This is a genomic window from Paramagnetospirillum kuznetsovii, assembly GCF_003284725.1.
Lineage (GTDB): Bacteria > Pseudomonadota > Alphaproteobacteria > Rhodospirillales > Magnetospirillaceae > Phaeospirillum > Phaeospirillum kuznetsovii.
Genome location: NZ_PGTO01000003.1, coordinates 254,051 through 280,110, shown reverse-complemented (window position 1 = coordinate 280,110; position 26,060 = coordinate 254,051). Strand labels below are relative to the sequence as shown.

The 26,060-nt window shown below is 65.2% G+C and carries 25 protein-coding genes; 17 read left to right on the top strand and 8 right to left on the bottom strand.

Annotated elements, in window-relative coordinates; translation table 11 throughout:
* The first annotated feature begins 95 nt into the window (after positions 1-95).
* Positions 96-1,754: a 2-isopropylmalate synthase gene (gene leuA, locus CU669_RS06205; RefSeq protein WP_112142946.1), complete on the top strand. Its 1,659-nt coding sequence runs from the start codon at positions 96-98 to the stop codon at positions 1,752-1,754.
* Positions 1,755-1,844: 90 nt separating this feature from the next.
* Entirely contained in the window at positions 1,845-3,530 is a 1,686-nt protein-coding gene (locus CU669_RS06200) for a monovalent cation:proton antiporter-2 (CPA2) family protein (protein ID WP_192884585.1), read from the top strand.
* Positions 3,531-3,533: 3 nt separating this feature from the next.
* Here CU669_RS06200 and CU669_RS06195 read toward each other — a convergent pair whose 3' ends face one another.
* From CU669_RS06195 to gatC, 5 genes are all read right to left on the bottom strand, one after another.
* Positions 3,534-4,097: a tyrosine phosphatase family protein gene (locus CU669_RS06195; RefSeq protein WP_112142945.1), complete on the bottom strand. Its 564-nt coding sequence runs from the start codon at positions 4,095-4,097 to the stop codon at positions 3,534-3,536.
* 2 nt (positions 4,098-4,099) lie between these two features.
* Positions 4,100-4,549: a DUF29 domain-containing protein gene (locus CU669_RS06190; protein WP_112143048.1), complete on the bottom strand. Its 450-nt coding sequence runs from the start codon at positions 4,547-4,549 to the stop codon at positions 4,100-4,102.
* A 50-nt stretch (positions 4,550-4,599) separates the two neighbouring features.
* Complete coding sequence (gatB, locus tag CU669_RS06185; RefSeq protein WP_112142944.1) at positions 4,600-6,057, bottom strand: Asp-tRNA(Asn)/Glu-tRNA(Gln) amidotransferase subunit GatB; 1,458 nt, start codon at positions 6,055-6,057, stop codon at positions 4,600-4,602.
* Positions 6,057-7,529 carry an Asp-tRNA(Asn)/Glu-tRNA(Gln) amidotransferase subunit GatA gene (gene gatA / locus CU669_RS06180; protein ID WP_112142943.1) on the bottom strand — a complete coding sequence of 491 codons (1,473 nt, stop codon included), beginning with the start codon at positions 7,527-7,529 and terminating at the stop codon, positions 6,057-6,059. Before gatA ends, gatB begins: the two co-directional genes overlap by 1 nt.
* A 99-nt stretch (positions 7,530-7,628) precedes the next feature.
* Positions 7,629-7,916 carry an Asp-tRNA(Asn)/Glu-tRNA(Gln) amidotransferase subunit GatC gene (gene gatC / locus CU669_RS06175; protein WP_112142942.1) on the bottom strand — a complete coding sequence of 96 codons (288 nt, stop codon included), beginning with the start codon at positions 7,914-7,916 and terminating at the stop codon, positions 7,629-7,631.
* A 148-nt stretch (positions 7,917-8,064) separates the two neighbouring features.
* Between gatC and cowN the strand changes: the two genes are divergently transcribed.
* Entirely contained in the window at positions 8,065-8,361 is a 297-nt protein-coding gene (gene cowN, locus CU669_RS06170; RefSeq protein WP_112142941.1) for a N(2)-fixation sustaining protein CowN, read from the top strand.
* Between the two features lie 7 nt (positions 8,362-8,368).
* Here the strand turns inward: cowN and CU669_RS06165 are convergent, their stop codons facing one another.
* On the bottom strand, positions 8,369-8,998 hold the full coding sequence (locus CU669_RS06165) for a hypothetical protein (protein ID WP_239988569.1): 630 nt from the start codon (positions 8,996-8,998) through the stop codon (positions 8,369-8,371).
* Positions 8,998-10,065 (bottom strand): A/G-specific adenine glycosylase, encoded by a 1,068-nt coding sequence (mutY, locus tag CU669_RS06160; RefSeq protein ID WP_112142940.1) that lies wholly within the window; start codon positions 10,063-10,065, stop codon positions 8,998-9,000. The genes CU669_RS06165 and mutY overlap by 1 nt, the downstream gene beginning before the upstream one ends.
* Positions 10,066-10,325: 260 nt before the next feature.
* On the opposite strand from mutY, the gene CU669_RS06155 reads away from it, so the two are divergent.
* From CU669_RS06155 to CU669_RS06110, 11 genes are all read left to right on the top strand, one after another.
* On the top strand, positions 10,326-10,826 hold the full coding sequence (locus CU669_RS06155) for a DUF721 domain-containing protein (protein ID WP_112143046.1): 501 nt from the start codon (positions 10,326-10,328) through the stop codon (positions 10,824-10,826).
* A 44-nt stretch (positions 10,827-10,870) separates the two neighbouring features.
* Positions 10,871-11,065 (top strand): hypothetical protein, encoded by a 195-nt coding sequence (locus CU669_RS21050; RefSeq protein WP_146747680.1) that lies wholly within the window; start codon positions 10,871-10,873, stop codon positions 11,063-11,065.
* 64 nt (positions 11,066-11,129) lie between these two features.
* Positions 11,130-11,729 (top strand): DsbA family protein, encoded by a 600-nt coding sequence (locus CU669_RS06150; protein WP_239988568.1) that lies wholly within the window; start codon positions 11,130-11,132, stop codon positions 11,727-11,729.
* Between the two features lie 16 nt (positions 11,730-11,745).
* The gene (gene smc / locus CU669_RS06145) at positions 11,746-15,213 is read left to right on the top strand and encodes a chromosome segregation protein SMC (protein WP_112142938.1); all 3,468 of its coding nucleotides are present in this window, start codon (positions 11,746-11,748) and stop codon (positions 15,211-15,213) included.
* Between the two features lie 606 nt (positions 15,214-15,819).
* Entirely contained in the window at positions 15,820-16,173 is a 354-nt protein-coding gene (locus CU669_RS06140) for an AtpZ/AtpI family protein (RefSeq protein ID WP_112143045.1), read from the top strand.
* A gap of 12 nt (positions 16,174-16,185) precedes the next feature.
* Complete coding sequence (locus tag CU669_RS06135) at positions 16,186-16,929, top strand: F0F1 ATP synthase subunit A (protein ID WP_112142937.1); 744 nt, start codon at positions 16,186-16,188, stop codon at positions 16,927-16,929.
* A gap of 47 nt (positions 16,930-16,976) precedes the next feature.
* Entirely contained in the window at positions 16,977-17,201 is a 225-nt protein-coding gene (locus tag CU669_RS06130) for an ATP synthase subunit C family protein (protein ID WP_068494305.1), read from the top strand.
* 128 nt (positions 17,202-17,329) lie between these two features.
* Complete coding sequence (locus CU669_RS06125; protein ID WP_112142936.1) at positions 17,330-17,824, top strand: F0F1 ATP synthase subunit B family protein; 495 nt, start codon at positions 17,330-17,332, stop codon at positions 17,822-17,824.
* Positions 17,821-18,366, top strand: coding sequence for a F0F1 ATP synthase subunit B family protein (locus CU669_RS06120; RefSeq protein ID WP_112142935.1), 546 nt, complete (start codon positions 17,821-17,823; stop codon positions 18,364-18,366). Before CU669_RS06125 ends, CU669_RS06120 begins: the two co-directional genes overlap by 4 nt.
* 248 nt (positions 18,367-18,614) lie before the next feature.
* Positions 18,615-18,959 carry a flagellar biosynthesis regulator FlaF gene (locus tag CU669_RS06115; protein WP_112142934.1) on the top strand — a complete coding sequence of 115 codons (345 nt, stop codon included), beginning with the start codon at positions 18,615-18,617 and terminating at the stop codon, positions 18,957-18,959.
* Positions 18,960-19,085: 126 nt separating this feature from the next.
* Positions 19,086-20,468: a hypothetical protein gene (locus CU669_RS06110; protein WP_112142933.1), complete on the top strand. Its 1,383-nt coding sequence runs from the start codon at positions 19,086-19,088 to the stop codon at positions 20,466-20,468.
* Between the two features lie 149 nt (positions 20,469-20,617).
* On the opposite strand, the gene ubiG is transcribed toward CU669_RS06110, so the two are convergent.
* On the bottom strand, positions 20,618-21,355 hold the full coding sequence (gene ubiG / locus CU669_RS06105) for a bifunctional 2-polyprenyl-6-hydroxyphenol methylase/3-demethylubiquinol 3-O-methyltransferase UbiG (RefSeq protein WP_112142932.1): 738 nt from the start codon (positions 21,353-21,355) through the stop codon (positions 20,618-20,620).
* Positions 21,356-21,529: 174 nt separating this feature from the next.
* On the opposite strand from ubiG, the gene CU669_RS06100 reads away from it, so the two are divergent.
* The 3 genes from CU669_RS06100 to ptsP are packed head-to-tail and all read left to right on the top strand — an operon-like array spanning position 21,530 to position 26,060.
* Entirely contained in the window at positions 21,530-22,750 is a 1,221-nt protein-coding gene (locus tag CU669_RS06100) for an aspartate kinase (RefSeq protein WP_112142931.1), read from the top strand.
* Between the two features lie 8 nt (positions 22,751-22,758).
* Positions 22,759-23,799: an NAD(P)H-dependent flavin oxidoreductase gene (locus CU669_RS06095; protein ID WP_112142930.1), complete on the top strand. Its 1,041-nt coding sequence runs from the start codon at positions 22,759-22,761 to the stop codon at positions 23,797-23,799.
* The gene (ptsP, locus tag CU669_RS06090; protein WP_112142929.1) at positions 23,793-26,060 is read left to right on the top strand and encodes a phosphoenolpyruvate--protein phosphotransferase; all 2,268 of its coding nucleotides are present in this window, start codon (positions 23,793-23,795) and stop codon (positions 26,058-26,060) included. Before CU669_RS06095 ends, ptsP begins: the two co-directional genes overlap by 7 nt.

Genomic DNA, 26,060 nt, shown 5'->3' with positions numbered 1-26,060 from the left:
CTGCGACTAACTTGCGGTCGCCGGGCCTGATTCCCATGGCCGCCCGGTGGTCGTTAATCTTGCGCCGCAACGACAGATTTTAGGAGGACGAGGCCATGATGCCCGCCGCTCAGAATAAGTACAAAGCCTATGCCACCGTTCGTCCCGCCACGCGCACCTGGCCGGACGGCCGCATTGACCATCCCCCCATGTGGTGCAGCGTCGATCTGCGCGACGGCAACCAGGCGCTGATCGATCCCATGGGCACGGATCTCAAAATGCGCATGTGGACCACCCTGGTGGACATGGGGTTCAAGGAGATCGAGGTCGGCTTTCCCTCTGCCTCGCAGACGGATTTCGACTTCATCCGCACCCTGATCGAGGGCGGCCATATTCCCGACGAGGTCACCATCCAGGTTCTGGTGCAGTCGCGGGAAGAGCTGATTCGCCGCACCTTCGAGGCGCTGGCGGGCGCCAAGCGCTGCATCGTGCATCTCTATAACTCCACCTCGGAAGCGCAGCGGCGCATCGTCTTCGGCATCGACCGCAAGGGCTGCGTCGATCTCGCGCTGTCCGGCGTGGCGCTGATCCGCGACCTGTCGGCCGCCCGCCCCGAAGGCGAGGTGACTCTGCAATATTCGCCCGAGAGCTTCACCGGAACCGAACCCGACTTCGCGGTGGAAATCGTCGAGGCGGTGGCCGAAGCCTGGGGGGCCTCGCCCACCCGGCGGATGATCTGTAATCTTCCCGCCACGGTAGAGATGTCGACGCCCAATCTGTACGCCGACGTCATCGAATGGTTCTGCACCACCGTGAAGAATCGCGCCTCCCTCATCGTTTCGGTGCATCCCCACAACGACCGGGGTACCGGCGTGGCGGCGGCCGAACTGGCGGTGATGGCGGGCGCCGACCGGGTGGAGGGAACCCTGTTCGGCAATGGCGAGCGCACCGGCAATGTGGACGTGGTGACCCTGGCGCTGAACCTCTACACCCAAGGCGTTGATCCCGGCCTCGATCTCTCCGACATCGACACGGTGCGCCGCGCAGCCGAGCACTGCACCGGGCTGCCGGTGCATCCGCGCCACCCCTATGCCGGTGATCTGGTCTATACCGCCTTTTCCGGCTCGCACCAGGACGCCATCAAGAAGGGCTTCGCGGCACGCAAAAGCGCCAACGACCCCACCTGGGAAGTGCCCTACCTCCCCATCGACCCGGCCGATGTGGGGCGCAGCTACGAAGCGGTGATCCGCATCAACAGCCAGTCGGGCAAGGGCGGCATCGCCGCCGTGCTGGAACGCGACCACGGGCTGGAAATCCCCCGGCCGCTGCAGGTGGAATTCGCCCGCATCGTCCAGGAACTGGCCGACCAGAAGGGCCGCGAGCTGGAATCGTCCGAGATCATGACCGCCTTCGCCGACACCTATTTCCGGGGCGGCACGCTGGAACTGGTGGATTACTCCACCGTGCCGGTGGGCAAGGGAGTCCAGCGGGCGCTGACCGCCTCGCTGCTCCGCGATGGTAAGGACGTGGTGATCCAGGGCGTCGGGTCGGGGCCGCTGGACGCCTTCGTTCATGCGCTGGGCAAGGATCTCGGCATCCATGTCAAGGTGCGCGACTATCACGAGCACGCCATCGGCGGCGGCTCCGAAGCCCAGGCGGCCTGCTATGTCCAGATCGCCGTGGGCGGCAATGCCCCCACCCATGGCGCCGCCGTGGATGCTGGCATCACCATGGCCTCGCTGAAGGCGGTGATCAGCGCGCTGAACCGGGGATGAAATCGAGGCGAGGGGAGCGGGACACCGCTTCCCTCCCTTATCTCCAAGCCGCTACACTGGCAGCCTGTTCTCTACCGGGATACCCTGTCCTTGACCGAAGCCGGACTGCTGTTCGACGTCATTTTCCTGCTGCTGGCCGCCGTCGTGGTGGTGCCGGTGCTGCAACGCTTCGGCATTCCGTCGGTGCTGGGCTATCTGGCCGCCGGGATCGTTCTCGGTCCCTATACGCCGGGGCCGGTGGTGGATCTGGAGACCACCCGGCCGCTGGCCGAGTTCGGGGTGGTCTTCCTGCTGTTCGCCATCGGCCTGGAACTGCCGCTGTCGCGGCTGCGGACCATGCGGCGCTATATTTTCGGCCTCGGACTGTTGCAGGTGGCGGTGACCGCTCTTGTCCTGGCTGGCCTTGGACATCTGGTGGGATTGGCGATTCCGCTGGCCCTGGTGGTGGGAACCACCCTGGCCCTGTCGTCCACCGCCACGGTGCTGGCCCTGCTGGTGGAGCGCAACGAGGCGCTCAGCCAGCACGGACGCATCTCGGTGTCGGTGCTGATCTTCCAGGATTTGGCGGTCATTCCCATTCTGACCCTGCTGCCGCTGATGGCGGCAAGCGGCCACGATATCCTGCCCGCCCTCGGGCTGGCGGCGGGAAAGGCGGTTCTCGCCGTCCTGGCGATCTTCGTAGTCGGACATCTGTTCCTGCGTCCCATCTACGCCTTCATCGCCGCCAGCCGAAGCCCCGAGGTGTTTACCGCCGCCACCCTGCTCTTGGTCCTGGCTGTGGCCTGGGCGACGTCGGAAGCGGGAATGTCCATGGCCCTGGGGGCGTTCCTGGCGGGGTTGATGCTGGCGGACTCGCCCTATCGCCATCAGGTGGAATCCGATATCGAGCCGTTCCGGGGGCTGCTGCTGGGACTGTTCTTCATGACGGTGGGGATGTCCATCAACCTGCCGCTGGTGGCGTCTCGCGGCGGTGATGTCCTGGGCCTGACCCTGGCGGTACTGGCGGTCAAGACCTTGGTGATCCTGGGGCTGTGCCGGATCTTGAAGATCGCTTGGCCGCAAGGCTTGCAGGTGGGTTTCCTGCTGGCGCAGACCGGCGAATTCGCCTTCGTGGTGTTCGAACGCGCCATTGGGCTGCGGCTGCTCGATGCCAGGACGGGGCAGATCCTGCTGGCGGTGACTGCCCTGTCCATGGTGCTGACGCCGGTCCTGGCCGTAATGGGGCGAACCCTGTCGCGCCGCTTCGCCCGCCACGAGAGCGAGGATCTGGCCCCCAGCGGCGTCGGCCATCTCACCAATCACGTCATCATCGCCGGTTATGGCCGCATGGGCCGCGCCATCGCCCGGCTGCTGAAGCGCCATGACATTGCCTTCATCGCCTTGGATCAGGACGCCGACCGGGTGATCCAGGCGCGGCGGCAGGGCCTGCCGGTTTATTTCGGCGATGCCAGCAAGCCGGGAGTCTTACGCTCGGTGGGAATCGGCGGCGCCCGGGCGGTGGTGGTCACGGTCGGCGCCCTGCGCCAGTCGGAACGCACCATCGCCGCCGTTCGTCACGCCGTGCCGGGCATGCCGGTCATCGTCCGGGCCAAGGACCGCATCCACGAGGATCATTTGAACAAGATCGGCGCCACCGCCGTCATTCCGGAAACGGTGGAGGCCAGCCTTCAGATGGCGAGACAGGTGCTGCGCTCGGCGGGCATCGGCGACGAAGATGTGGAAAGCAGCCTGGACGCCTATCGCAGCACCCGCTATGGCGGCGGCAAGCCCGACTGAGCGTCACTCTTCCTCCGGCACCTCGGCGGCGCGTTCGCTGGTGCGCAGATAGGGCATCATGTCGGGGCGCAGCCGTGCCATGGTCTTGTGGTGGTCCTTCATGGCCGCGACCAGGGCGCCCTTGCGGTCCAGCAGGGAATCCGCCATGGCGATCATGCGGGAATTGGGCCAGGAATAGGGGCGGATGTCGCGCAGATGTTCGAAGGCCTCGGCCTCGCGGCCGGGATTGGCCTGGGCCATCAGGATCACCGCCGTGGCGGTGGAGCGCGAGATGCCCATGAAGCAGTGGATCAGCAGATGGTTGACAGGCTCGTCCTGAAGCGCGGTGCCGTAGTCCAGGATGGCGCGCACATTGTGCTCGGTGGGGTGCTGCTGGCCGTCTTGGGTGTTCACGATGTCGTGGAAGTCCCAACGGGTGCGCTTGTGCGGGCCGAACTCACCGAAATGCTCGGGATCGGGGGTGCCGGGGTCGAGGATGGTCAGCACATGACTGACTCCCCGCCCGGCATGGTCGGGCAGTTCATCGACGCCGCAGATGGTCAGCGGGAAGGGGAGGAGGGATGGCATCTTCAATTACTGTTCGACGGCCAGAAGCCATGGTCCATGACTTGCGGAAAGCTCCAGGGACAAGCCTCCGGGAAGGTGGACTCGGCCAGCCCGGTTTCGCGCTCCGCCTCGATTAGGGCCAAGCGGTAAGCGTCCGCCATGGCCTCGGGCAGTTTGGCTTTCAGGCTGGGGTTATCCGCCAGATGGTCGGTCAGGCGGATGCGCTGTTCCTTGATGGACAACCGCCATGAATTTCCCTGGAACGTCGGCTGGAAGCGCCATTTGAGGAGATGGAGAAGCAGGATGGTCAGCCGGTTCACCAATTCGCGCTTCTCGGTGCGGCCCATGCTCTCGATCTCCTCGGCGATATGGCCGATATCGGCGGCCGACAGGTCGCCCGCGCGCAGCAGGTTCGCCTGTTCCTGCGCCCAGGCATAGAAATCGCGTTCGTACAGATCCTGCGGCCGTCCCATGCCCATTCCTCCGTCGGCATTCCTCGGCATGATATCAGGATTTCCAGCGGCTATCCCACGATCTTCTTGGACAGCATCTCGTTGACCATGGCGGGGTTGGCCTTGCCCTGGGTCGCCTTCATGACCTGGCCGGTAAACCAGCCGAGCAGGGCGGTCTTGCCCTCCTTGACCTGGGCCACCTTGTCCGGGTTGGCGGCGATGGCCGCATCCACCGCCGCCTCGATGGCGCCGGTATCGGTGACCTGCTTCATGCCCTTTTCCTCGACGATGACGGCCGGCGCCTTGCCGGTTTCCACCATCAGGGCGAAGACGTCCTTGGCGAGGCGGCCCGATAGGGTGCCATCCTTGATCAGATCGATCAGGGCGCCGAGATCGGCGGCGGTGACCGGCGGGTCTTCCATGGTCTTGCCGGTGGCGTTCAGGCTGGCGAAGAAGTCGCCCATCACCCAGTTGCAGGCGATCTTGGCGTCGCGGCCCTTGGCCACCGTTTCGAAGAAGTCGGCCGAGATACGCTCGGCCACCAGCACGCCCGCGTCATAGGCGTTGAGGCCGTATTCCGCCATGAAGCGGGTCTTCTTGGCGTCGGGCAGTTCGGGCAGGCCGGACTTGATGCCGTCCACGAAGTCTTGGGCGATCACCAGCGGCAGCAGGTCGGGATCGGGGAAATAGCGATAGTCGTGGGCTTGCTCCTTCGAGCGCATGGAGCGCGTTTCGGTCTTGACCGAATCGAACAGGCGGGTTTCCTGGGCGATGGTTCCGCCGCTCTCATAGACATCGATATGACGGCGGGCCTCGAACTCGATGGCCTGCTGCACATAGCGGATGGAGTTGACGTTCTTGATCTCGCAGCGGGTGCGCAGCTCGGTGGAGCCCACCGGGCGCACCGACACATTGGCGTCGCAGCGCATGGACCCTTCCTGCATGTTGCCGTCGCAGGTGCCGAGATAGCGCAGGATGGAGCGCAGCTTGGTCAGATATAGCCCGGCCTCTTCCGGCGAACGCAAATCGGGCTTGGAGACGATCTCCATCAGCGCCACGCCGGAGCGGTTCAAGTCGATGAACGACTTGGACGGGTGCATGTCGTGGATGGACTTGCCCGCGTCCTGCTCCAGGTGCAGCCGCTCGATGCCCACCGTGCGGGTAGAGCCGTCGGCAAGGTCCAGGATCAGCTCGCCCTCGCCGACGATGGGCAGGTCGAACTGGCTGATCTGATAGCCCTGGGGCAAATCGGCGTAGAAGTAGTTCTTGCGGGCGAAGACGCTGGTCAGATTGATCTTGGCCTTCAGCCCCAGACCGGTGCGCACCGCCTGTTCCACGCAGATTTCGTTGATGACGGGCAGCATGCCGGGAAAGCCCGCATCCACGAAGCTGACCTGGGTGTTGGGTTCGGCGCCGAACGCGGTGGCGGCGCCACTGAACAGCTTGGAGTTGGAGATCACCTGGGCATGGACTTCCAGGCCGATGACGATCTCCCAGTCGCCGGTTTCACCCTGAAGAATATAGGCCATCACACGCCCTCCGGCTTGGCGGTAAAGTCGGCCGCGGCTTCCATCACGCCCGCCACCTTGAACACCGTCTCCTCGTCGAAGGGGCGACCAATCAGCTGCAGGCCCAGCGGCAGACCGTCCGACGACAATCCGGCGGGCAGCGACAGGCCGGGCAGGCCCGCCATGCTGGTGGGGATGGTGAAGACGTCGTTCAGCCACATGGTGACGGGATCATCGGTGCCCTCGCCCTGACCGAAGGCGGCTGACGGCGCGGTGGGGGTCAAGATGACGTCCACGCTCTCGAAGGCCTTGCGGAAGTCCTCGGCGATCAGGCGGCGAACCTTCTGCGCCTTGGCGTAATAGGCGTCGTAATAGCCCGCCGACAGAACATAGGTGCCGATCAGGATGCGGCGGCGGACCTCGGCTCCAAACCCTTCGGCGCGGGTCTTGCGGTACATGTCGTCCAGCGTCTTGCCCGGCACCCGCAGGCCAAAGCGCAGCCCGTCATAGCGTGCCAGGTTGGACGAACATTCGGCGGGCGCGATGATGTAATAGGTGGCCAGGGCGTATTTGGTGTGGGGCAGGGAAATCTCCACCGGAGTCGCCCCCGCCGCCTTCAGCCATTCGATGCCCCGGTCCCAGACCTTGGCGACTTCGTCGGACAATCCGTCGGGGCGGTATTCCTTGGGAATCCCCACCTTGAGGCCGCGAATATCGCCCGTCAGCGACTTTTCGAAATCCGGCACCGCCATGTCGACCGAGGTGGAATCCTTGGGGTCGAATCCGGCCATGCTCCCCAGCATGATGGCGCAGTCGCGCACGGTCCGCGCCATGGGACCGGCCTGATCCAGCGACGAGGCGAAGGCGACCACGCCCCAGCGCGAGCAACGGCCATAGGTCGGCTTGATGCCGGTGATGCCGCAGAAAGCGGCGGGCTGACGGATGGAGCCGCCGGTATCGGTGCCGGTGGCGGCCATGACCATGCGCGCCGCCACGGCCGCCGCCGAGCCGCCGGAAGAACCGCCGGGGACGAGCTTGGCCTTGGGGTCGGACTTTTTCTTCCAGGGATTCTCGACCGCACCGAAATAGCTGGTCTGGTTGGACGAGCCCATGGCGAATTCGTCCAGGTTCAGCTTGCCCAGGCTGATGGCCCCGGCCGACTTCAACTTGCCCGACACAGTGGATTCATACTGGGGCTTGAAGCCTTCCAGGATATGGCTGGCCGCCGTGGTCTGCACACCCTTGGTGCAGAACAGATCCTTGATGCCGATGGGCAAGCCATCCATGGAACCGGCCTTGCCCGCCTGACGGCGCAGGTCGGATTCCTTGGCCTCGGCCAGCGCCAGATCGGGGGTCTCGGTGATGAAGGCGTTGAGGCCCCGCTTGGCTTCCACCGCCTTGATATGGGCGGCGGTCAGCTCGACGGCGGTGAACTCGCCCTTGGCCAGCTTGTCGCGGGCCTCGGCCATCGTGAGATTCGTGAGATTAGTCATTTGCATTGTCCCTCAAGCGCCGGGCGGGCGCCTCCGCGCCCTTGGCTCCTACGCTGCGCTCCGGGGCGCTCAACGCGCCCGCGCTCGGCCTTGCCTCGCTCATTCCACCACCTTCGGCACGGTGAAGAAGCCATCCTCGGCCTCGGGCGCGTTGGCCAGGACCGCCTCGGGCTGGCCGCCGTCGGTGATCACGTCCTTGCGCATGGGCAGGGTCATGGCGGCGACCGAGGTCATGGGCAAAACGCCGTCGGTGTTCACTTCCGCCAATTGCTCGACGAAGTGAAGGATGTTGGAAAGCTCGCCTGCGAGGTGGTCGAGTTCCTCGTCCTTGACCTCGATCCGGGCCAAGTTGGCGATGTTGCGCACGGTGGCTTTGTCCAGCGACATGGGCCTGTGAATCTCCGGTATGCCAGGGTTGGCGGACGTTAGCATCCGGACCGGAACGGCGCAACAGCCGGGCTTGTCATGACGCTCTGCGAGACGATGTCTGGTGAGTGGATGGCGTCCTCGCTATGGTAACCTCAAGGAGAGCGTCATGACCATTTCCCGTCCTGCCGACCGTTACGCCTCGTTCCGGGGCATCGATTGCGAGGGCAATGCCAAGATCGTGATCGAGCGCATCCTGGCCTTGATCGACAATCCCGCCAACGGCAACGCCCTGTGGGATCGCTTCCGCGAACGTCTGGCCGAAGCGGGGAAGTTGGGGGCGCGCAAGGCCGACGAGCTGTGTCTGGCCTGTTCCCACACCTATTACATCGAGGAATTGTTCGAGGACGCCAGCGACGAGATCGGCCTTGCCGCCCTGCGCCGCTTGGAAGACGAGTGCTGTTAGGGCCGCCTCACTTCGGGCAGGGATGCCGGGTCGGGTCGTTGGAATCGCAGACCGAGACGTTGCGCAGGAAGGCCGACCATTCCTGCAGCATGTCGGACGGCACCGGGGCGATCTCGTTGCGCTCGAAGGGCTGGCCGCGCCAGATGCGCTGGATGACGTAAAGCGCCGAGCCGCCCCGGATGGCCTTGACCGCCACCAGACCGCCCATGCCGCTCTGGCGGCCCTTGGTGCAGGTGACCGTCAGGGTGGCGACCGGATAGCCGTTGGTCTGGGCCTCGGTCACCGGGCTGGGGCCCGACGCCTCGCAGTTGGTTCGGCTGGCCTCGACGATGCGCTGGATATGTTCGCGCGGGTCGGCGCGGGCATCGGCCATGATCTGGATGGACATCATCTCGTTCCAGGTCTCGGCCGTTTGGCCCGGCGGGAACATCTGCTTGGTCAGCGCGTTCTGGCTGACGCTGGACCCGCCGATGGTCCAGCCGACCGGTGGCGTCATGACGAGGCGTTCGGTCACCTCGCCGCTGGGCGACGGCGGCGGCGGTGCTTGCTGCTGGCGCGGCTGCGGCCGCATCTGCGCCCATCCAGTGACGGGGACGAGGAGCGCGGCGACGACGGCGAGCATGTGGATCGGGCGCATCACAGGGTTCCTCTCTCATAAGCTTTCGCCAAGGCGTGACGGACCACCTTGCGCATCAGGGTGGGCAGGGCCTGGCCGTCCAGACTGTCCAGCGGACACCATACCCCGCGCGCGGCGGTTCCGCTGCCGGTCTTTGCGGCGGCCACCTGAAGTTCCAGGTGAAAATGGGTGAAACTATGGCGGACCACGCCGGGCAGCAGCCGCCATTCGGCGGTGATGGGCGCTTCGGCGCGGGCGTCGCTCAGGGTCCAGGCCTCCGGCCGCCAATCGGTGGAGGGAATTTCCATCATGCCACCCAGCAAGCCCTTGGGCGGGCGGCGGCGCAGCAGGACCGAGCCGTCCTTGGCGGTGGTCCAGAAGGCGATGCCGCGCCGGGTCGGCCGTTCCGGCTTTTCCAGCTTGGCGGGAAGGCTCGCCTCGATGCCCTGGGCGCGGGCGGCGCAGCCGCCGGTCCAGGGGCAGATGCCGCAGGCCGGGCTTTTCGGGGTGCAGATGGTGGCGCCCAGATCCATCACCGCCTGGGCGTAATCGCCGGGCCGTTCGCTCGGAGTCAGCGCCGCCGCCAGCGCCTTCAGGCGCGGCTTGGCCTTGGGCAGCGGCTCGGTGACGGCGTGCAGCCTGGCCATCACCCGTTCCACATTGCCGTCCATTACCACCGCCGGGCGGCCGAAGGCGATGGCGGCGATGGCGGCGGCGGTGTATTCGCCGATGCCGGGCAGTTGGCGCAACGCCGTCTCGTCGTCGGGAAAGCGGCCGTGCCGCCATTCGGCCACCGTCTTGGCGCACAGATGCAGATTGCGGGCCCGCGCGTAATAGCCCAACCCGGCCCAGGCCTGCATGACCTCCTCCACCGGGGCGGCGGCCAAGTCCTCCACCTTGGGCCAGCGCGCCAGGAAGGCGCGGAAATAGGGCTGCACCGCCGCCACGGTGGTCTGCTGCAACATGACCTCCGACAGCCAGACCCGATAGGGATCGGCCAATTGACCCGGCGGCGCCCGCCACGGCAGCAGACGGCGGCTGTGATCGTACCAGACGAGCAGTTGATCGGCGGTAGGCGAGGTCAGCATGGCGAGGGCAATCGCTCGCAGGAAGATGATTCCCTTTTCTCCCTCTCCCGCTTGCGGGAGAGGGTCGGGGTGAGGGCCTTTGCATCGGCACACCAGTCGCTTGGCGCGCGGACGCGCGCGGCCCTCACCCGTCTCGGCTTCGCCTCGCCACCCTCTCCCGCAAGCGGGCGAGGGGATTTAGGCAAGTGCTCCTTCACCCGATTGTCGTACAGCATGGTGAGAGGATAGTGCAAAAGGCGGCGCTGGGGTATGCTCGCGTCATGGCCGATTCCACTGCTCAGGCAAAAAAACACGAGGACCGTCGGACTTACGGCATGGTCTCGGTCGCCGTTCCCATGGAGCGGGTGACCCGGCCGGTGTTCGGCAAGCATGGCTTTGCCGGTGGCGCCCTGGTGGTGGACTGGCCCGCCATTGTCGGCTCGGTGGTGGCCAGCCACACCCTGCCGATCCGGGTCAAGTTTCCCCCTAAGGACCGGGCCGAGGGCTCGCTGGTGGTCAAGGTGGATTCCGGCGCCTATGCCCTTGAGGTGCAGCACCTGGAACCGCTGATCCTGGAGCGCATCAACGGCTATTTCGGCTGGAAGGCGGTGGCGCGCCTCAAGCTGGTGCAAGGACCGCTGCCGACGCCGCCGAAAAAAGCGGTCAAGACGGTGGTGGCGGCCCAACCGTCGCCGGGTCTGGCGGCCAAGTTGGACGCCGTCGAGGATCCCGACCTGCGCGAGGCCTTGGCGCGGCTGGGCAGACGGCTAACCAATTCCTAAGACATCACCATATAGGGTGGGGGCTTCTTAACTGGGATGGTCTGATGGGCTCGTTGCGCGAATTATCTGAAATGAGCCGCGATTACGGCCTGGGCAGCCGCTATTTCCTGCTGGTGCTGGGGATATTGGCCATCATGCTGCTTTGGCTGTTTTTATGGGGCCGGGTCGATGAGCCGGTTCCGGCTCCGCCCATCACGGCCGCGCCGCCTTCGGCGTCGACGGTGCCCACCAGCTACTGATCTTGTGCCGCCGGGGATGAACCCCTAATATCCGCCCGGATTTGATGCCATGGAGGATACCAGGGTGACACTGCTCAATCGCCTGCTTGCCGCAGTCTTCGCGTTGCTGCTGACCAATACGGCCATGGCCGCCGATCCCAGCTATCCCATCGATCAGGTGCTGGGCAAGGCCGATGCTCCCATCACCATCGTCGAATACGCATCGACCACCTGCGGCCATTGCGCCAATTTCCACAAGAACACCCTGCCCAAGGTGAAGGCGGAGTGGATCGAGACCGGCAAGGCTAGGCTGATCTATCGCGACTTTCCCACCGGGCCGCGCGGCCTGTCGGTGGGGGCCTCCATGATCGCCCATTGCGTCGGTCCCGACCGCTATTTCGGCCTGCTGGGCCTGATCATGGATCAGCAGGAAAAGTGGATGAGCTCCAAGAACCCGCTGGACGAGTTGAAGAAGCTGTCCAAGCTGGCCGGAATGGGCGAGGAGAAGGTGGACGAATGCCTGAAGCGGCAGGATCTCGCCGATGCCATCGACGCCCGCGCCAAGGAGGGCTATGAGAAGCTGGGCGTCGAAAGCACGCCGACCTTCATCATCGACGGCAAGGTGGTGGTGGGCGCCCTGTCCTACGAGGAGTTCGACAAGGCTCTGAAGGCCGCGAAGAAATAGCAACGGGCCAACGGGCTTGATCCAGTTCACCAAGCTGCGGCTGTCGGGCTTCAAATCCTTCGTCGACCCGGCGGAGCTTCTGATCGAGCCCGGCATGACCGGGGTCGTCGGACCCAACGGCTGCGGCAAGTCCAATCTGATCGAGGCGCTGCGCTGGGTCATGGGGGAGACCTCGGCCCGCCAGATGCGCGGCGGCGAGATGGACGACGTCATCTTCGGCGGCACCTCGTCGCGGCCCGCCCGCAATATCGCCGAGGTGGGCCTCGTTCTGGACAATTCCAGCCGCACCGCGCCGCCCAGCTTCGACCAGGACGACATCGAGGTCATGCGCCGCATCGAGCGCGGCAACGGCTCACTGTATCGCATCAACGGTCAGGAAACCCGCGCCCGCGACGTGCAACTGCTGTTCGCCGACGCCGCCACCGGGGCGCGCTCGTCCGGTCTGGTCAGCCAGGGCCGGGTCGGCGCCCTGATCAACGCCAAGCCCGCCGACCGGCGGCTGTTGCTGGAAGAAGCCGCCGGCATTTCCGGCCTGTATTCCCGCCGCCACGAGGCCGAGCTTCGCCTCAAGAATGCCGAACTGAATCTGTCGCGGCTCGACGACGTGCTCGCCACCCTGGACGAGCAGTTGAAGTCGCTGCAAAAGCAGGCCCGCCAGGCCAACCGCTACCGCACCCTGTCGGAGCAGATCAAGCGGGTCGAGGCGCAGGTGCTCTATCTCGGCTGGCTGGAAGCGCTGGCGGTGGTGGACGCGGCGCGCGCCGCCTTCCGCGAGGCGGAAATGCGGGTGGAGGAAGCCACCGAGCAGGCCGCCCATGCCGCCACCCGCCAGACCGAACTGGCCGCCGGGCTGCCCGATCTGCGCCGGGCCGATGCCGAGGCCGCCAGCGCCCTGCAGAAGGTGGCGGCAGAGCGCGAGCAATTGGAGGCCGAGGAAGGCCGACTGGCGGAAATTCGTCGCGACCTTGAATCCCGCCTGTCCCAGGCCGCCGCCGATCTCCAGCGCGAACACGCCCGCGCCGCCGACGCCCGGCACTCCGCCGCCCGGCTGGAAGAAGAGCGCCAGGCCCTGGTGGAGGCCGCCGTCGGGGAAAGCGACGCCCGCGCCGAGGCGGAAGCGGTGGTGGAACTGGCGGCAGGCGCCGTGGTGGAGGTGGAGCACGACCTCTCCGCCCTGATGGAGGAAGTGGCCGCCGCCGATGCCGAGCGCGGCGCCGCCCATCGCCGCCTGACCGAGACCGAGACCCGGCGGGATCGCTTGAAAGAGCGCCTGGATCAGGTGGAGCGCCAGAAGGCGGAAATCGAAAGCGAAAGCATCGACCGCGCCGATCTCACCGCCCTGGAAATGGATTTGGAAGGGGCGCTGGAATTCCTCGAGGAATCCCGCGAACAGGCGGAGGAGGCCGATAAGGCCCGCGTCAACGCCCAGGCCGCCCGCGACGCCGCCCGCGATGCCTTCCAGGCCGCCGTCGCCGCCCGTTCCCGCCTTCAGGCAGAGGCCGATGCCTTGAAACAGGTGCTTGCCCAGGGCAAGGGCGGCGATCACCGCCCGGTGCTGGACGACACCTCCGCCATGACCGGGTTCGAGCCCGCTTTGGCCGCCGCCTTGGGCGAGGATCTCGCCGTCTCCGCCGATACCGCCGCGTCGCTGCACTGGGACGAGTTGGGGCCGCTGGACAAGCCGCCCGCCTTGCCGGACGGGGCCGAGCCGCTGGCCCGCTTCGTCACCGCGCCCTCGCAACTGGCCCGCCGACTGTCCCAGGTGGGCGTGGTGGCCGATGCCACGGCGGGCGAGGAGTTGCGTGGACGCCTTTCGGTGGGCCAGCGTCTGGTCAGCCGCGACGGCGATCTGTGGCGCTGGGACGGCTATACCGCCCGGGCCGGGGCGCCCAGCCCCATGGCGCTCCGCCTCGCCCAGCGCAATCGGCTGCGCGAATTGGAAGCCCGCCTGGAAGACGCCGCCCTGGGGGTGGAAGAGGCGGAGGAAGCGGTTCAGGTCGCCACCATGGCGGTGGAGCACGGCGTCGAGACCGAGCGCCGCGCCAAGGAGGCGGTGCGCCAAGCCGAGGCGGAAACCGCCAAGGCCCGCGACGCCCATGCCAGGCTGTCCAGCCGCTTCGCCGCCTATGAATCGCGCCTGTCGGCGGTGGCCGGGCAGGCGCAAGGGGTAAGCGCCGATCTCGCCCTGGCCGAGGCCGAATTGGCCGAAGCCAGGCAGGCGGTGGCGGCCTATCCCGAATCCTCCGACGGCCGCGACAAGGTGGCGGCCCTGCGCGCCGCCCTGGCCGAACGCCGTTCCGCCCTGGTGGAGGCGCGCTCGGACCTGGATCGGCTGATCCGGGAAGGCGCCGAGCGCCGCCGCCGCCTCGACGCCCTGGAGGCCGACGCCAAGTCGTGGAAGTCGCGCACCGAGGCGGCCCACCTCCATGTGCAGGAACTGGAGGAACGGCGCGAGACCATCATGCTGGAAATCGAGCGCCTCGCCAGCCTGCCCGATACCATCGCGCGACGGCGCGCCGAACTGCTGGACCGCATGGAAGTGGCGGAGGCAACCCGCAAGACGGCGGGCGACGCCCTGGTCAATGCGGAACAGTCCCTGGCCGAGGCCGACCGGCAGGTCCGCGCCGCCGAGGGCGTGCTGGCTTCCGTCCGCGAGGAGCGCATCCGCCGCGAAGCCGCCGTCAGCGCCGCCGATCAGGCCTGCCGCGCCGTGGCGGGGCGCATCAATGAGCGCCTGGACATGACGCCGGAGCAACTGCGCGAGGTGGCAGGCGTGGTGGAGGCCGAACGTCCCGACCCCGAGGAGCTTCAGCGCAAGCTCGACCGCCTGATGCGCGAGCGCGACAATATGGGGCCGGTCAATCTTTGCGCCGAGCAGGAGGTGGAGGAGTTGGATGCCCGCATCAAGGGCATGGTGGCGGAAAAGGACGACCTGACCGCCGCCATCGCCAAGCTGCGCCAGGGCATCAATGAACTGAACCGCGAAGGCCGCGAAAAGCTGCTAGCCTCGTTCCAGGCGGTGGACCAGCATTTCCGCGATTTGTTCGTCAAGCTGTTCGGCGGCGGCCGCGCCCATCTGGCACTGACCGAATCCGCCGATCCGCTGGAAGCCGGGCTGGAAATCATGGCCAGCCCGCCGGGCAAGCGGCTGCAACAACTCTCGCTGCTGTCGGGCGGCGAGCAGGCGCTGACCGCGCTCGCCCTGCTGTTCGCGGTGTTCATGACCAATCCGGCCCCCATCTGCGTGCTGGACGAGGTGGACGCGCCGCTGGACGACGCCAATGTGGACCGCTTCTGCTCGCTGGTGGAAGGCATCGCCCGGGCGACGCGGACCCGCTTCCTCATCGTCACCCATCACCGCATGTCCATGGCCCGCATGGACCGCCTCTACGGCGTCACCATGGCCGAGCGCGGCGTCTCGCAACTGGTCTCGGTCGACCTCGCCCAGGCCGAGGCGCTCCGGGACAAGACGGTGGTGGCGTAGGTCGCTTGCGACACGATCCGTTGGCTGCCGAGGGTATTGACCACCAAGGCACCAAGGACACCAAGAGGCCGACACGGTTTTTTGCCTTCCGTCGTGCCCGTGCTTGTCACGGGCAACCACGCCCATCCGTCTGGATTATTGCTTCATGGGGATTTCATGCGGAACCGCGCGGGTGGCCGGGACACGCCCGGCCATGACGAAAAAGTGAAGCTTGGCCGTTTGCACCGCCCTCTTGGTGTCCTTGGTGCCTTGGTGGTCAATCGGCTTTCGTGTCCCATGCGGAAGGTGACGGCCTCAAACACAGGCAGACTCAGGCACTCGATGAAACCACGCCGATTTAACAGGGTGTGGAAAAACCCCGTCATTCCCGCGAAAGCGGGAGGCGCCGTTCCCCTAAATCCGTTTGCCACCCCTTCGGGGAGGAAGAAATTTTCCGCATTGCAATATCCAAGGCGGGCGGCGGGCTTGGAAGCCCTGGGAAAGCCAGCAAAAACAGCCGTATAATTCTCAGGGTTTCCGGCCTTGACACGGGTGGGGCCAACCCTTATGGTGCCCGCGCTTTTGGCACCACAGCGCCAGAAGGGGGACGATCGAGGATGCGACCAAATGGCTGACCCCGAGACGCCCCCGTCACTGGACGATCTTGATGCTCGTTTGCGCGCCGCGCGCGCAAGGGAAGAGGAAGATTCGGGACGCGGACCGGCAAGCCGAGGACGGCCGACCGGGATGGGTCTGGGGTTTCGCATCGGGGCCGAACTGGTGGCTGGTGTGCTGGTGGGCGTGGGGATCGGATGGGTGCTCGACACCTGGCTGAAAACCAGCCCCTGGCTGATGGTATTGTTTCTGCTCCTGGGCGGAGCGGCCGGCGTGATGAACGTTTACCGCACCATGCGGGGAATGGACGCGACGGTCGGCCTGGGGCAGGCGAGCCGAAGAGCAGAGCAGGCGAAGGATCTTTGAGAGAGGCGTGCAGTGGCTAATCCGATCGAACAATTCAAGATCCAGCCGTTGGTTCCGCTCAAGGTCGGCGGGTTGGATATATCTTTCACCAACTCATCGGCCATGATGGTGCTGTCCGTCTGTCTGATCACCTTGTTCCTGACGCTGTCGGTGCGCTCGCGCGCGCTGGTGCCGGGGCGGTGGCAGTCCATGGCGGAAGTGTTCTACGAATTCATCGCCGGCATGCTGCGCGAAAACGTGGGAAGCGAGGGGCGCAAGTACTTCCCCTTCATCTTCTCGCTGTTCATGTTCGTGCTGTTCGGCAATCTGCTGGGCATGATGCCGATCCCGGTGATCGGCTTCACCTATACCAGCCACGTGATCGTCACCTTCGCCATGGCCCTGGTGGTGTTCACCGGCGTCACGGTGATCGGCTTCGCCCGTCACGGCACCCATTACCTCCGGATGTTCTTCCCCGAGGGCGCGCCCATCGCGACCGCGGTGATCCTCATCCCCATCGAGCTGATCTCGTATTTCTCGCGTCCCTTCAGCCTCGCCGTCCGTCTGTTCGCCAACATGACGGTGGGCCACATCATCCTCAAGGTGATGGGCGGCTTCGTGGTGTCGCTGGGCGCGTTCTATCTGGTTCCGGGCGTGGTTCCCTTCGCCTTCCTGTCGGCGGTGACGGTGCTGGAGTTCGGTATCGCCCTGTTGCAGGCCTATGTCTTCACGATCCTGTCGTGCATCTATCTGCACGATGCGATCCACATGCACTGAGTTTGAGTTTTCCACCTTTTCCGTGTTGTCTTGAAGGAGTTTAGTAAATGGAAGCGAGCGCTGCTAAGTTGATCGGTGCCGGTCTGGCTGCCATCGGCATGATCGGTTCGGGTATCGGCGTGGGCAACATCTGGGCGAACCTGATCGCCACCGTTGGCCGCAACCCCTCCGCCAAGGCCAATGTCGAGCTGTACGGCTGGATCGGCTTCGCGGTGACCGAGGCGATCGCGCTGTTCGCCCTGGTCGTCGCCCTGATGATCCTCTTCGCCTAATTCGAAGAGTCTCCTTCGGCAAGGTTGTCGGTGCCACGACTGGGCTCTAGAAGCGCCCGGTCGTGGTCAGCCGACCCCCGCCGACTATATTTCGGGTCCGCGTCCATACCCGTCCAGGAGCTTTCGGGATGCCTCAATTCGATCCCACCTTTTTTGCGCCACAGCTGTTCTGGCTGGTTCTGACCTTCGTCACCTTGTACATTCTGATGACGTCGGTGGCCCTGCCCAAGATCGGTGCCGTTCTCGACGAGCGTCAGCGCAAGATCGACGACAATCTCGACAAGGCCGCCCAGTTGAAGGCCGAGGCCGAGGCTGCGGTGGCTGCGTATGAAAAGGCCCTGGCCGAGTCCCGCGCCCATGCCCATTCCGTGATCAAGGAAGCGTCCGACCGCCTCTCTTCCGAGGCCGAGGAACGCAACCGCGCCCTGTCCGCCAAGCTGTCCGAGCAGATCAAGGCCGGCGAGGCCCGCATCGGCGAGGCCAAGACCAAGGCTTTGGCCAATGTCCGCGACGTGGCCATCGATGTCGCCGGTTCCGTCTTCGACCGTTTGATCGGCGCCAACGCCGACGCGGCCAAGCTGGAGACAGCCGTCGCCACCGCCTTGAAGGAGCACGGCAAATGATTTCGTCCGCCTTCGCCGCCGCTGCCGAGCACGGTGCCGCCGTCGCCCATCACGGCCCCTTTTATACCGAAGCCCATTTCTGGGTGGACGTGGCCTTCATCCTGGTCGTCGCCCTGGCCTTCAAGCCGGTGTCGCGCGCCATCGCCGCCGCCCTGGATGCCCGCGCCGCCAAGATCAAGGCCCGCCTCGACGAGGCCCACAAGCTGCGCGAGGAGGCCCAGGAGATGCTGGCCACCTATCAGCGCAAGCAGCGTGACGCCATGAAGGAAGCCGAGGAGATCATCGCCCATGCCAAGGCCGAGGCCGAGCGCCTTGCCCAGCAGGCGGCCAAGGATCTCGACGCCTCCATCAAGCGCCGCGAGCAGATGGCCATGGACCGCATCGCTCAGGCCGAGGCCCAGGCCATGAAGGAAGTTCAGAATTTGGCCGTGGATGTCGCCATCGGCGCCGCCCAGAAGCTGATCGGCGAAAGTCTGTCGGCCGCCCAGACCACCTCGCTGGTGGACACCGCCATCCAGGCGCTGCCGGGCAAGCTGCACTAGAATCGAACGACCCGATCCCCCCGCCGAGAGTTCGGCGGGGGGATTTTCTTTTGGGGCCGCATATTCGCCTCCTTGCAACAGGGGAGGTTGAATGTAGTCCCAATCGGCAGTAGGGTTGTCGAACCCGATTGCCCGCTGGTGGTGTCGCGTGTCCCGTGCCTTGCCTGGATATTGGTGAGGCAGTACCGTCGACGTCGCTTGGTGCATCAACGGCAGAACAATTTCGGCGAAAACGATCAGGAGGAACCATGTCCCAGCAGACTTCCCTCTCTCTGGCTGAGGAGCAGGCTTTTCAGTTGTCCCAGGCCGCCATTCAGCTGGACCAGTCCAGGGGCGATCGCGACAAGAATATCGGTCCCTTCGCCGCTGCGCTGAAAGGCAACCTCGACACCTGGGTGGCTCTGTGCACCATCATCGCCCATGAGGATTGCATGCTGTCCGAGGACGTGAAGCGCAATCTTCGCCGTCTGGCGCAGTTCGTGGCCGACAAGACCCTGGCCGGGGTCGAGACCGTGACCAACGAGACCATCGATTCCTTCATCAATATCAACCTTCAGATTTCCGAAGGCTTGCTCGAAGGCGCCAAGAGCTAGACACCGAGATCCCTTTCCGTCCCGATCCGGGGGCGGAAAGGCCACGGGCTGCGAAAAATATCGGCCAGCGAACCGGTATTCGCGGAACTCATGGCGCGGATTCGATGCGCCAGGGGGAGAATTTCAATGCTGCGGGAGAAGGCCAAGCCGGTCAATGAAGCGGACGCGGCTATTCTTGACGTGCTCGAATCCAAGGATCTGAACACATTGGAATCGAGCCAGTCGCTGCTGGCCCCCACCTTGATCGAGTTTCTGCGCGCCCTGTTGGAAGGCGACGATCTGGTCGGCCGCTGGGCGGAACTCGCCAAGGTGTTGGAGGCAGGTGGGCTTTACGCGTCCGCGATCAAGGCCTACGGTCAGCTTGCGCCGCTGATCCCCGAATTGGCCAAGAGCGCCGACGCTTACGCCGCCATGGTCGCGCTGGAACGGACCCTGCGGATGGACTGTGCGGCCGCGGCGGATCAGCGGCTGGTCAACCGTCTGCGCGGGATTTCCAATACCGGCTCGGCCATGCCGGAATTGGAGGAAGGCAACTGCTACGTGGTCGCCGCCACCAATGACCCGGAAACCTATCGTGCCATCGAGGCGGCGCTGGACGACTCTCCCCTGCGCCACGATCCCTTGCGCGATCCCGTCCTGGCAAAGACCAATTTTCATACGCCGCCGCCGCCCGGCGAGGGCATAGCGGTGGACGACTGTTCCTTCTTCGTCATGGATGGTGAAGGGCGGCCGGTCATGCAGGTGGAAGCCGATATCTACGGCACCCGTCACCTTGGCTGCCGTGAAACCGGGATCTACCTCACGGCTTTGGTCAACGACCATCCCGATCGCGCCGTCATCGAGCTTCTGGCGGTGCGTCAGTTGAAGATGATCCTCGAATGGTGCAACGCCAAAACAGCGGTCTTCGAGCGCGCCGACGGCCAGAACCTCGCCGCGCCCCTGACTGAATGGATCAATGAGTCTCGGGCGGTCCCGGTCGGAGTCACCGCGGCCTGGATCGATCTGTCGCTCAGCGCGGAGGAAATCGAGCGCGGCTATCGCGACGCCCATCGCCAAAGCCTGCGCTGGGGCCGCAAGAACATGGAGGTCCGCTCGACCTCCGTCCCCGATCCCGCCATGATCCAGCTCTATACCGATGTCTATACCGCCAGCCTTCGTCTGCCGGGTCTGTCGGTCGAGAATCTCACCCGGTACATGGCCCAGGGGCTTTTCAATCTCTATATCGGCTTTTTCGAGAATCGTCCGGCGGTGGCGCTTTTGTCGTCACGCCACGGCAGCACGACCTATTACTGGTCCAGCACCAAGCTGATCGTCGGCAACAAGCCGCTGGGTCATATGGTGCTGCATCAGGCCATCATGGACGCCAAGGCGGAAGGCCAGAAGCGCTTCGATTTCGGGCAGTTGCAAACCTCCGACACCTTCAGCGACAAGCTGAAGAACATCGCGCTCTACAAGCGCGGTTTCGCCACCCATACCGAACAGCACTTCATCCACTCCACCCGGCTTTAACAAGGTGTGGAAAACCCCCGTCATTCCCGCGAAAGCGGGAATCCATGCATCCGCCACTCAAACTCTTGTGGTTGGAGCCCAGCCTTGCGTCAGCATGGCCCCCCGCCTGCGCGGGGGTGACGATAAAAAGGGGGCGGGAACCAGTTTTGTTAACCCTTGGTGCCGAGCAGCATGTAATTGACGTCGAGGCTTTGGGTTTCGCGCCATTCGTCGGTCAGTGGCGAATAGGCCATGCCGGCCATGGCCGTGACCTCGACGCCGCAGCCGCGCAGCATGGCGGCAAATTCCGACGGACGGACGAATTTGTGCCAGTCGTGGGTGCCCTTGGGCAACCAGCCCAGCACGTATTCCGCTCCCACCACCGCCAGGGCATAGGCCTTCAGGGTGCGGTTGAGGGTGGCGCCTGCGAAGATGCCGCCCGGCTTCAATCGGGCGGCGGCGTGGCCGAGGAAGTCGCCCACATCGGGGACGTGTTCCACCACCTCCATGCCCAGCACCACGTCGAACATCTCGGAGGCAGCCAATTGCTCCGGAGTGGCGTTGCGATAGTCGATGGGCAGGCCGGACTGCTCGGCATGCAGGCGGGCGATGGTCACGTTCTTGTCGCCGGCATCGATGCCGGTCACGGAAAAGCCCATGCGGGCCAGCGGCTCGGACAACAGGCCGCCGCCGCAGCCGACGTCCAGCAGCCGTAGTCCCTGGAACGGCGCCATGGCCGATTCGTCGCGGCCGAAATGGGCGCACAGATGACGCCGCATGAAGGCCAGCCGGATGGGATTGAAGCGGTGCAGCGGCTTGAACTTGCCCAGCGGATCCCACCATGCCTCGGCCATGGCGGTGAAACGGGCGACTTCCTCGGCGGACGCGGTGCCCTGGTGGCTGCTCATGAAACCCTCTCTCTTTGCCGCCCCCCTATGACTGGGGTGGGCCGCTCTTGCTTCCAAACTGGCGACAGAGTATGAATACGCGCCCTTCCGGCGGCAACCGGACAAGCAAAAGATTTTCAGAACCGACCGCAAGCGTCTGGAGCGACCGGACGCCCGGCCCAAAAGGGTTTTCGCATGGCTCGCATCGTTATGAAATTCGGCGGCACGTCCGTTGCCGACATCGAGCGGATCAAGAATGTCGCCAACCGCGTCAAGCGCGAGGTGGATTCCGGCAACGAGGTGGCGGTGGTGGTCTCCGCCATGTCCGGCGCGACCAACCAATTGGTGGCGTGGTGCTCGCAGATCGCTCCGTTGCATGATGCGCGCGAATATGACGCCGTGGTCGCCACCGGCGAACAGGTCACGACCGGCCTATTGGCCATCGCGCTGCAGGAAATCGGCCAGTCGGCCCGGTCCTGGTGCGGCTGGCAGTTGCCGATCCATACCGACGGCGTCCATGGCAAGGCGCGCATCATGTCCATCGAGACGGACGAGATGATCGCGCGCATGGGCAAGGGCGAGGTGGCGGTGGTGGCCGGCTTCCAGGGCCTGGGGCCGGACAAGCGCATCTCGACGCTGGGGCGCGGCGGTTCCGATACCTCGGCGGTGGCGCTGGCGGCGGCCTTGAAGGCGGACCGCTGCGACATCTACACTGACGTGGACGGCGTCTACACCACCGATCCCCGGATCGTGACCAAGGCGAGGAAACTCGACAAGATCACCTACGAGGAAATGCTGGAGCTGGCCTCGGTCGGCGCCAAGGTGCTGCAGACCCGCTCGGTCGAGATGGCCATGAAGCACCGGGTGCGGGTGCAGGTTCTGTCGAGCTTCGAGGATAAGCCTGGGACTCTCGTTTGCGATGAGGATGAGATCGTGGAAAAGGAACTGGTAAGCGGCATCGCCTATAGCCGCGACGAGGCGAAGGTTACCCTGGTGCGCGTCGCCGACCGGCCGGGCGTGGCTGCGGCCATCTTCGGCCCCCTGGCCGAGGCCGCCGTCAATGTGGACATGATCGTCCAGAACGTGTCCGAGGACGGCAAGTCCACCGACCTGACCTTTACCGTCGGCAATGCCGACCTGGAACGGGCCAAGAAGGTTCTGGAAGAGCACAAGGGCGCGCTGGGATACGAAAAGCTGATTTCCGATCCCAACGTGGTCAAGGTCTCGGTGATCGGCGTCGGCATGCGCTCGCACGCGGGCATCGCCCAGAAGATGTTCCAGACCCTGGCCTCGGAAGGCATCAACATCCAGGTGATCTCCACCTCCGAGATCAAGATCAGCGTCCTGATCGAGGAAAAGTACACCGAATTGGCGCTTCGGGCCCTGCATACCGCATACGGCCTCGACGCAGCCTAGGGAATTACATGGATAAGGCCAGGCAGCGGCTTGAACATCTTTGGCGGCGGGGTCGGGACTTTCTCGGCACCGAACTGGCCATCATGGGCGGAGCCATGTCGTGGATCTCCGAGCGCAATCTGGTCGCCGCCATATCCAATGGCGGCGGTTTCGGCGTGCTGGCCTGCGGCTCCATGTCGCCCGCCCTGCTGGCCGAGGAAATCCACGCCACCCAGGAACGCACGCGCAAGCCGTTCGGCGTCAACCTCATCACGCTGCATCCCGATCTCGACGCCCTGATCGACGTCTGCGGCGAGATGCAGGTGGGCCATATCGTGCTGGCCGGTGGCCTGCCGCCCAGCTCCGCCATAAAGCGGGCCAAGGATACCGGCGCCAAGGTGATTTGCTTCGCTCCCGCGCCGGTGGCGGCGAAGAAGCTGCTGCGTTCGGGCGCCGACGCCCTGGTGATCGAGGGCACCGAGGCCGGTGGCCATATCGGCCCGGTGGCGACCAGCGTGCTGGCCCAGGAAATCCTGCCCATCATCGACGAGGTTCCGGTTTTCGTGGCCGGTGGCATCGGTCGCGGCGAAGCGGTGGTCTCTTATCTGGAAATGGGGGCCTCGGGCTGCCAGTTGGGCACCCGCTTCGTCTGCGCCACCGAATGCGTGGCCCATCCCAAATTCAAGCAGGCCTTCATTCGCGCCGCCGCACGCGACGCCATTCCCAGTGTACAGGTTGACCCGCAGTTCCCGGTGATCCCGGTCCGAGCGCTGGGCAACAACGCCACCAAGAAATTCGTTCTGTTCCAGATGGAGGTGGTCCAGCGGGTCCGGTCGGGCGAGATCGACCAGAAGGAAGCCCAGTTGCGGATCGAGCATTTTTGGGCGGGCGCCCTGAAGCGCGCGGTGATCGACGGCGATGTGGAGAACGGCTCCGTCATGGCGGGCCAAAGCGTCGGTCTGGTGACCCGTGAACAGGCGACCGCCGAAATCCTCGGCGAACTGGTCGATCAGGCCGTGGCGGCGCTTGCCGCCCGGGAAGGCCCGGTCTCGACGATGGTGAAATGCTGACCGCCGGCACGACGTCCGTATCGAGGCGGTTGCTGGGGCGCTTGCGAGACGTCATGGCCGGCGGCGGTACCGCTCAGGAACGCCTCGACAAGGTCGTCACCCTGATCGCCGCCGACATGGTGGCCGAGGTGTGCTCGTGCTACGTCATGCGGGCTGGCGACATCCTGGAACTGTTCTCCACCGAGGGTCTGCGCAAGGACGCTGTCCACCAGACCCGTCTGCGGGTGGGCGAAGGCCTCGTCGGCGACATCGCCGCCCATGCCCGCCCCCTGGCCCTGGCCGATGCCCAGGCCCATCCCAATTTCGCCTATCGGCCGGAAACCGGCGAAGAGATCTTCCATTCGCTGATGGGCGTTCCCATCATCCGGGGTTCGCGGGTGGTCGGCGTCCTGGTGGTGCAGAACCGCACCATGCGTCACTACACCGATGAAGAGATCGAGACGCTGGAAACCGTCGCCATGGTGCTGGCGGAGCTGGTGGCCTCTGGCGAGTTGGTCAACCGCTCCGAACTGGTGCCGGTGGACGGCAATGCCCTGCTGCCGCTGCGTCTGGAAGGCGTCAAGCTGAACGGCGGCGTCGGCATCGGCATCGCCGTGCTGCACCGTCCGCGCATCACCATCCGCCGTTTGGTGGCCGAAGACCCCGATGTGGAGTTGGAGCGCCTGAAGAAGGCGCTGGCCGGTATCAAGACGGCGTTGGAAGAATTGTTCTCGCGGCCTGAAATGCGCGACGGCGAGCACCGCGACGTGCTCGAGACCTACCGCATGTTCACCGAGGACAAGGGCTGGATCAACCGCATCAGCGAGGCCATCCGCACCGGCCTGACCGCCGAGGCGGCGGTCCAGAAGGTCCACGACGATACCCGCGCCCGCATGAGCCAGATCACCGATCCGTATCTGCGCGAGCGCATGCACGATTTCGAGGATCTGGCCAATCGCCTGCTGCAATACCTGTCGGGCGACGACGAGGAAGTGCCGCGCGGCGAATTGCCGGAAAACTCCATCCTGATCGGCCGCAACATGGGGCCGATGGAGCTGTTCGACTACGACCCCAAGCGGCTGCGCGGTCTGGTTCTGGAAGAAGGCTCGGCCACCGCCCATGTGGCCATCGTCGCCCGTGCCCTGGATATTCCGGTGGTGGGGCGCGTCAAGGACGTGCTCGACAAGATCGAGCCGCTGGACCCGGTCATCTGCGACGGCGACAACGGCCAGGTCTTCATCCGCCCGCCGGACGACATCCGCGAGACCTTCGCCGACGCCATCAGTCAGCGTCAGCTACGCAAGGCGGTCTATGCCCGCTTGCGCGATCTGCCCGCGGTGACCCGCGACGGCGTCAAGATCGCCATCCATATGAATGCCGGTCTGCTGCTGGACTTGCAGCACCTGCACGAATCCGGCTCCGACGGCATCGGCCTCTATCGCACCGAGCTGCCCTTCATGGCGCGTTCCTCGCTTCCCGACGTGGCGGCCCAGACGCTGCTCTACAAGAAGATCATGGATCAGGCCGAGGGCAAGCCGGTGGTGTTCCGCACCCTGGACGTAGGCGGCGACAAGGTGCTGCCCTACTGGAATCCCTATGAGGAAGACAACCCCGCCATGGGGTGGCGTTCCATCCGCATCACGCTCGATCGTCCGGCGGTCATGCGTCATCAGTTGCGGGCCCTGCTGCGCGCCGCCGCCGGCCGTGAACTGTCGGTGATGTTCCCCATGGTGGCCGAGGTGGCCGAACTGGTCCAGGCGCGCCGCATCCTCGACATCGAGATCGAACGGGAAGCCCAGGTCGGAAATCCGCTGCCGATCCGGGTGCGGGTGGGAACCATGCTGGAAGTTCCCGCCTTGGCCCTGCAACTGGACGCCTTGTTGCCGCTGGTGGATTTCGTCTCCATCGGCACCAACGACCTGATGCAGTTCCTGTTCGCGGTGGATCGCGGCAATCCCCGCATCGCCGAACGCTATGACACGCTGGCCCCGACCATGATGCGGTTCATGCGCTATGTGGCGGCCAAGTGCCGCGAATACGACGTGTCGCTGTCGGTATGCGGCGAGATGGCGGGCCGTCCGCTGGAAGCCATGGGACTGATCGCGGTCGGCATCCGCTCGCTGTCGGTGGCATCGCCGTCCATCGGTCCGGTCAAGACCATGGTGCGCAGCCTGAACGTCGAGGAACTGTGGTCCTATATGGAGACCCTCTTGGACTCGCCCGATCATAGCCTGCGTCATAAATTGAAGAACTTCGCTCACGATCATGGCGTGGCGCTCTGA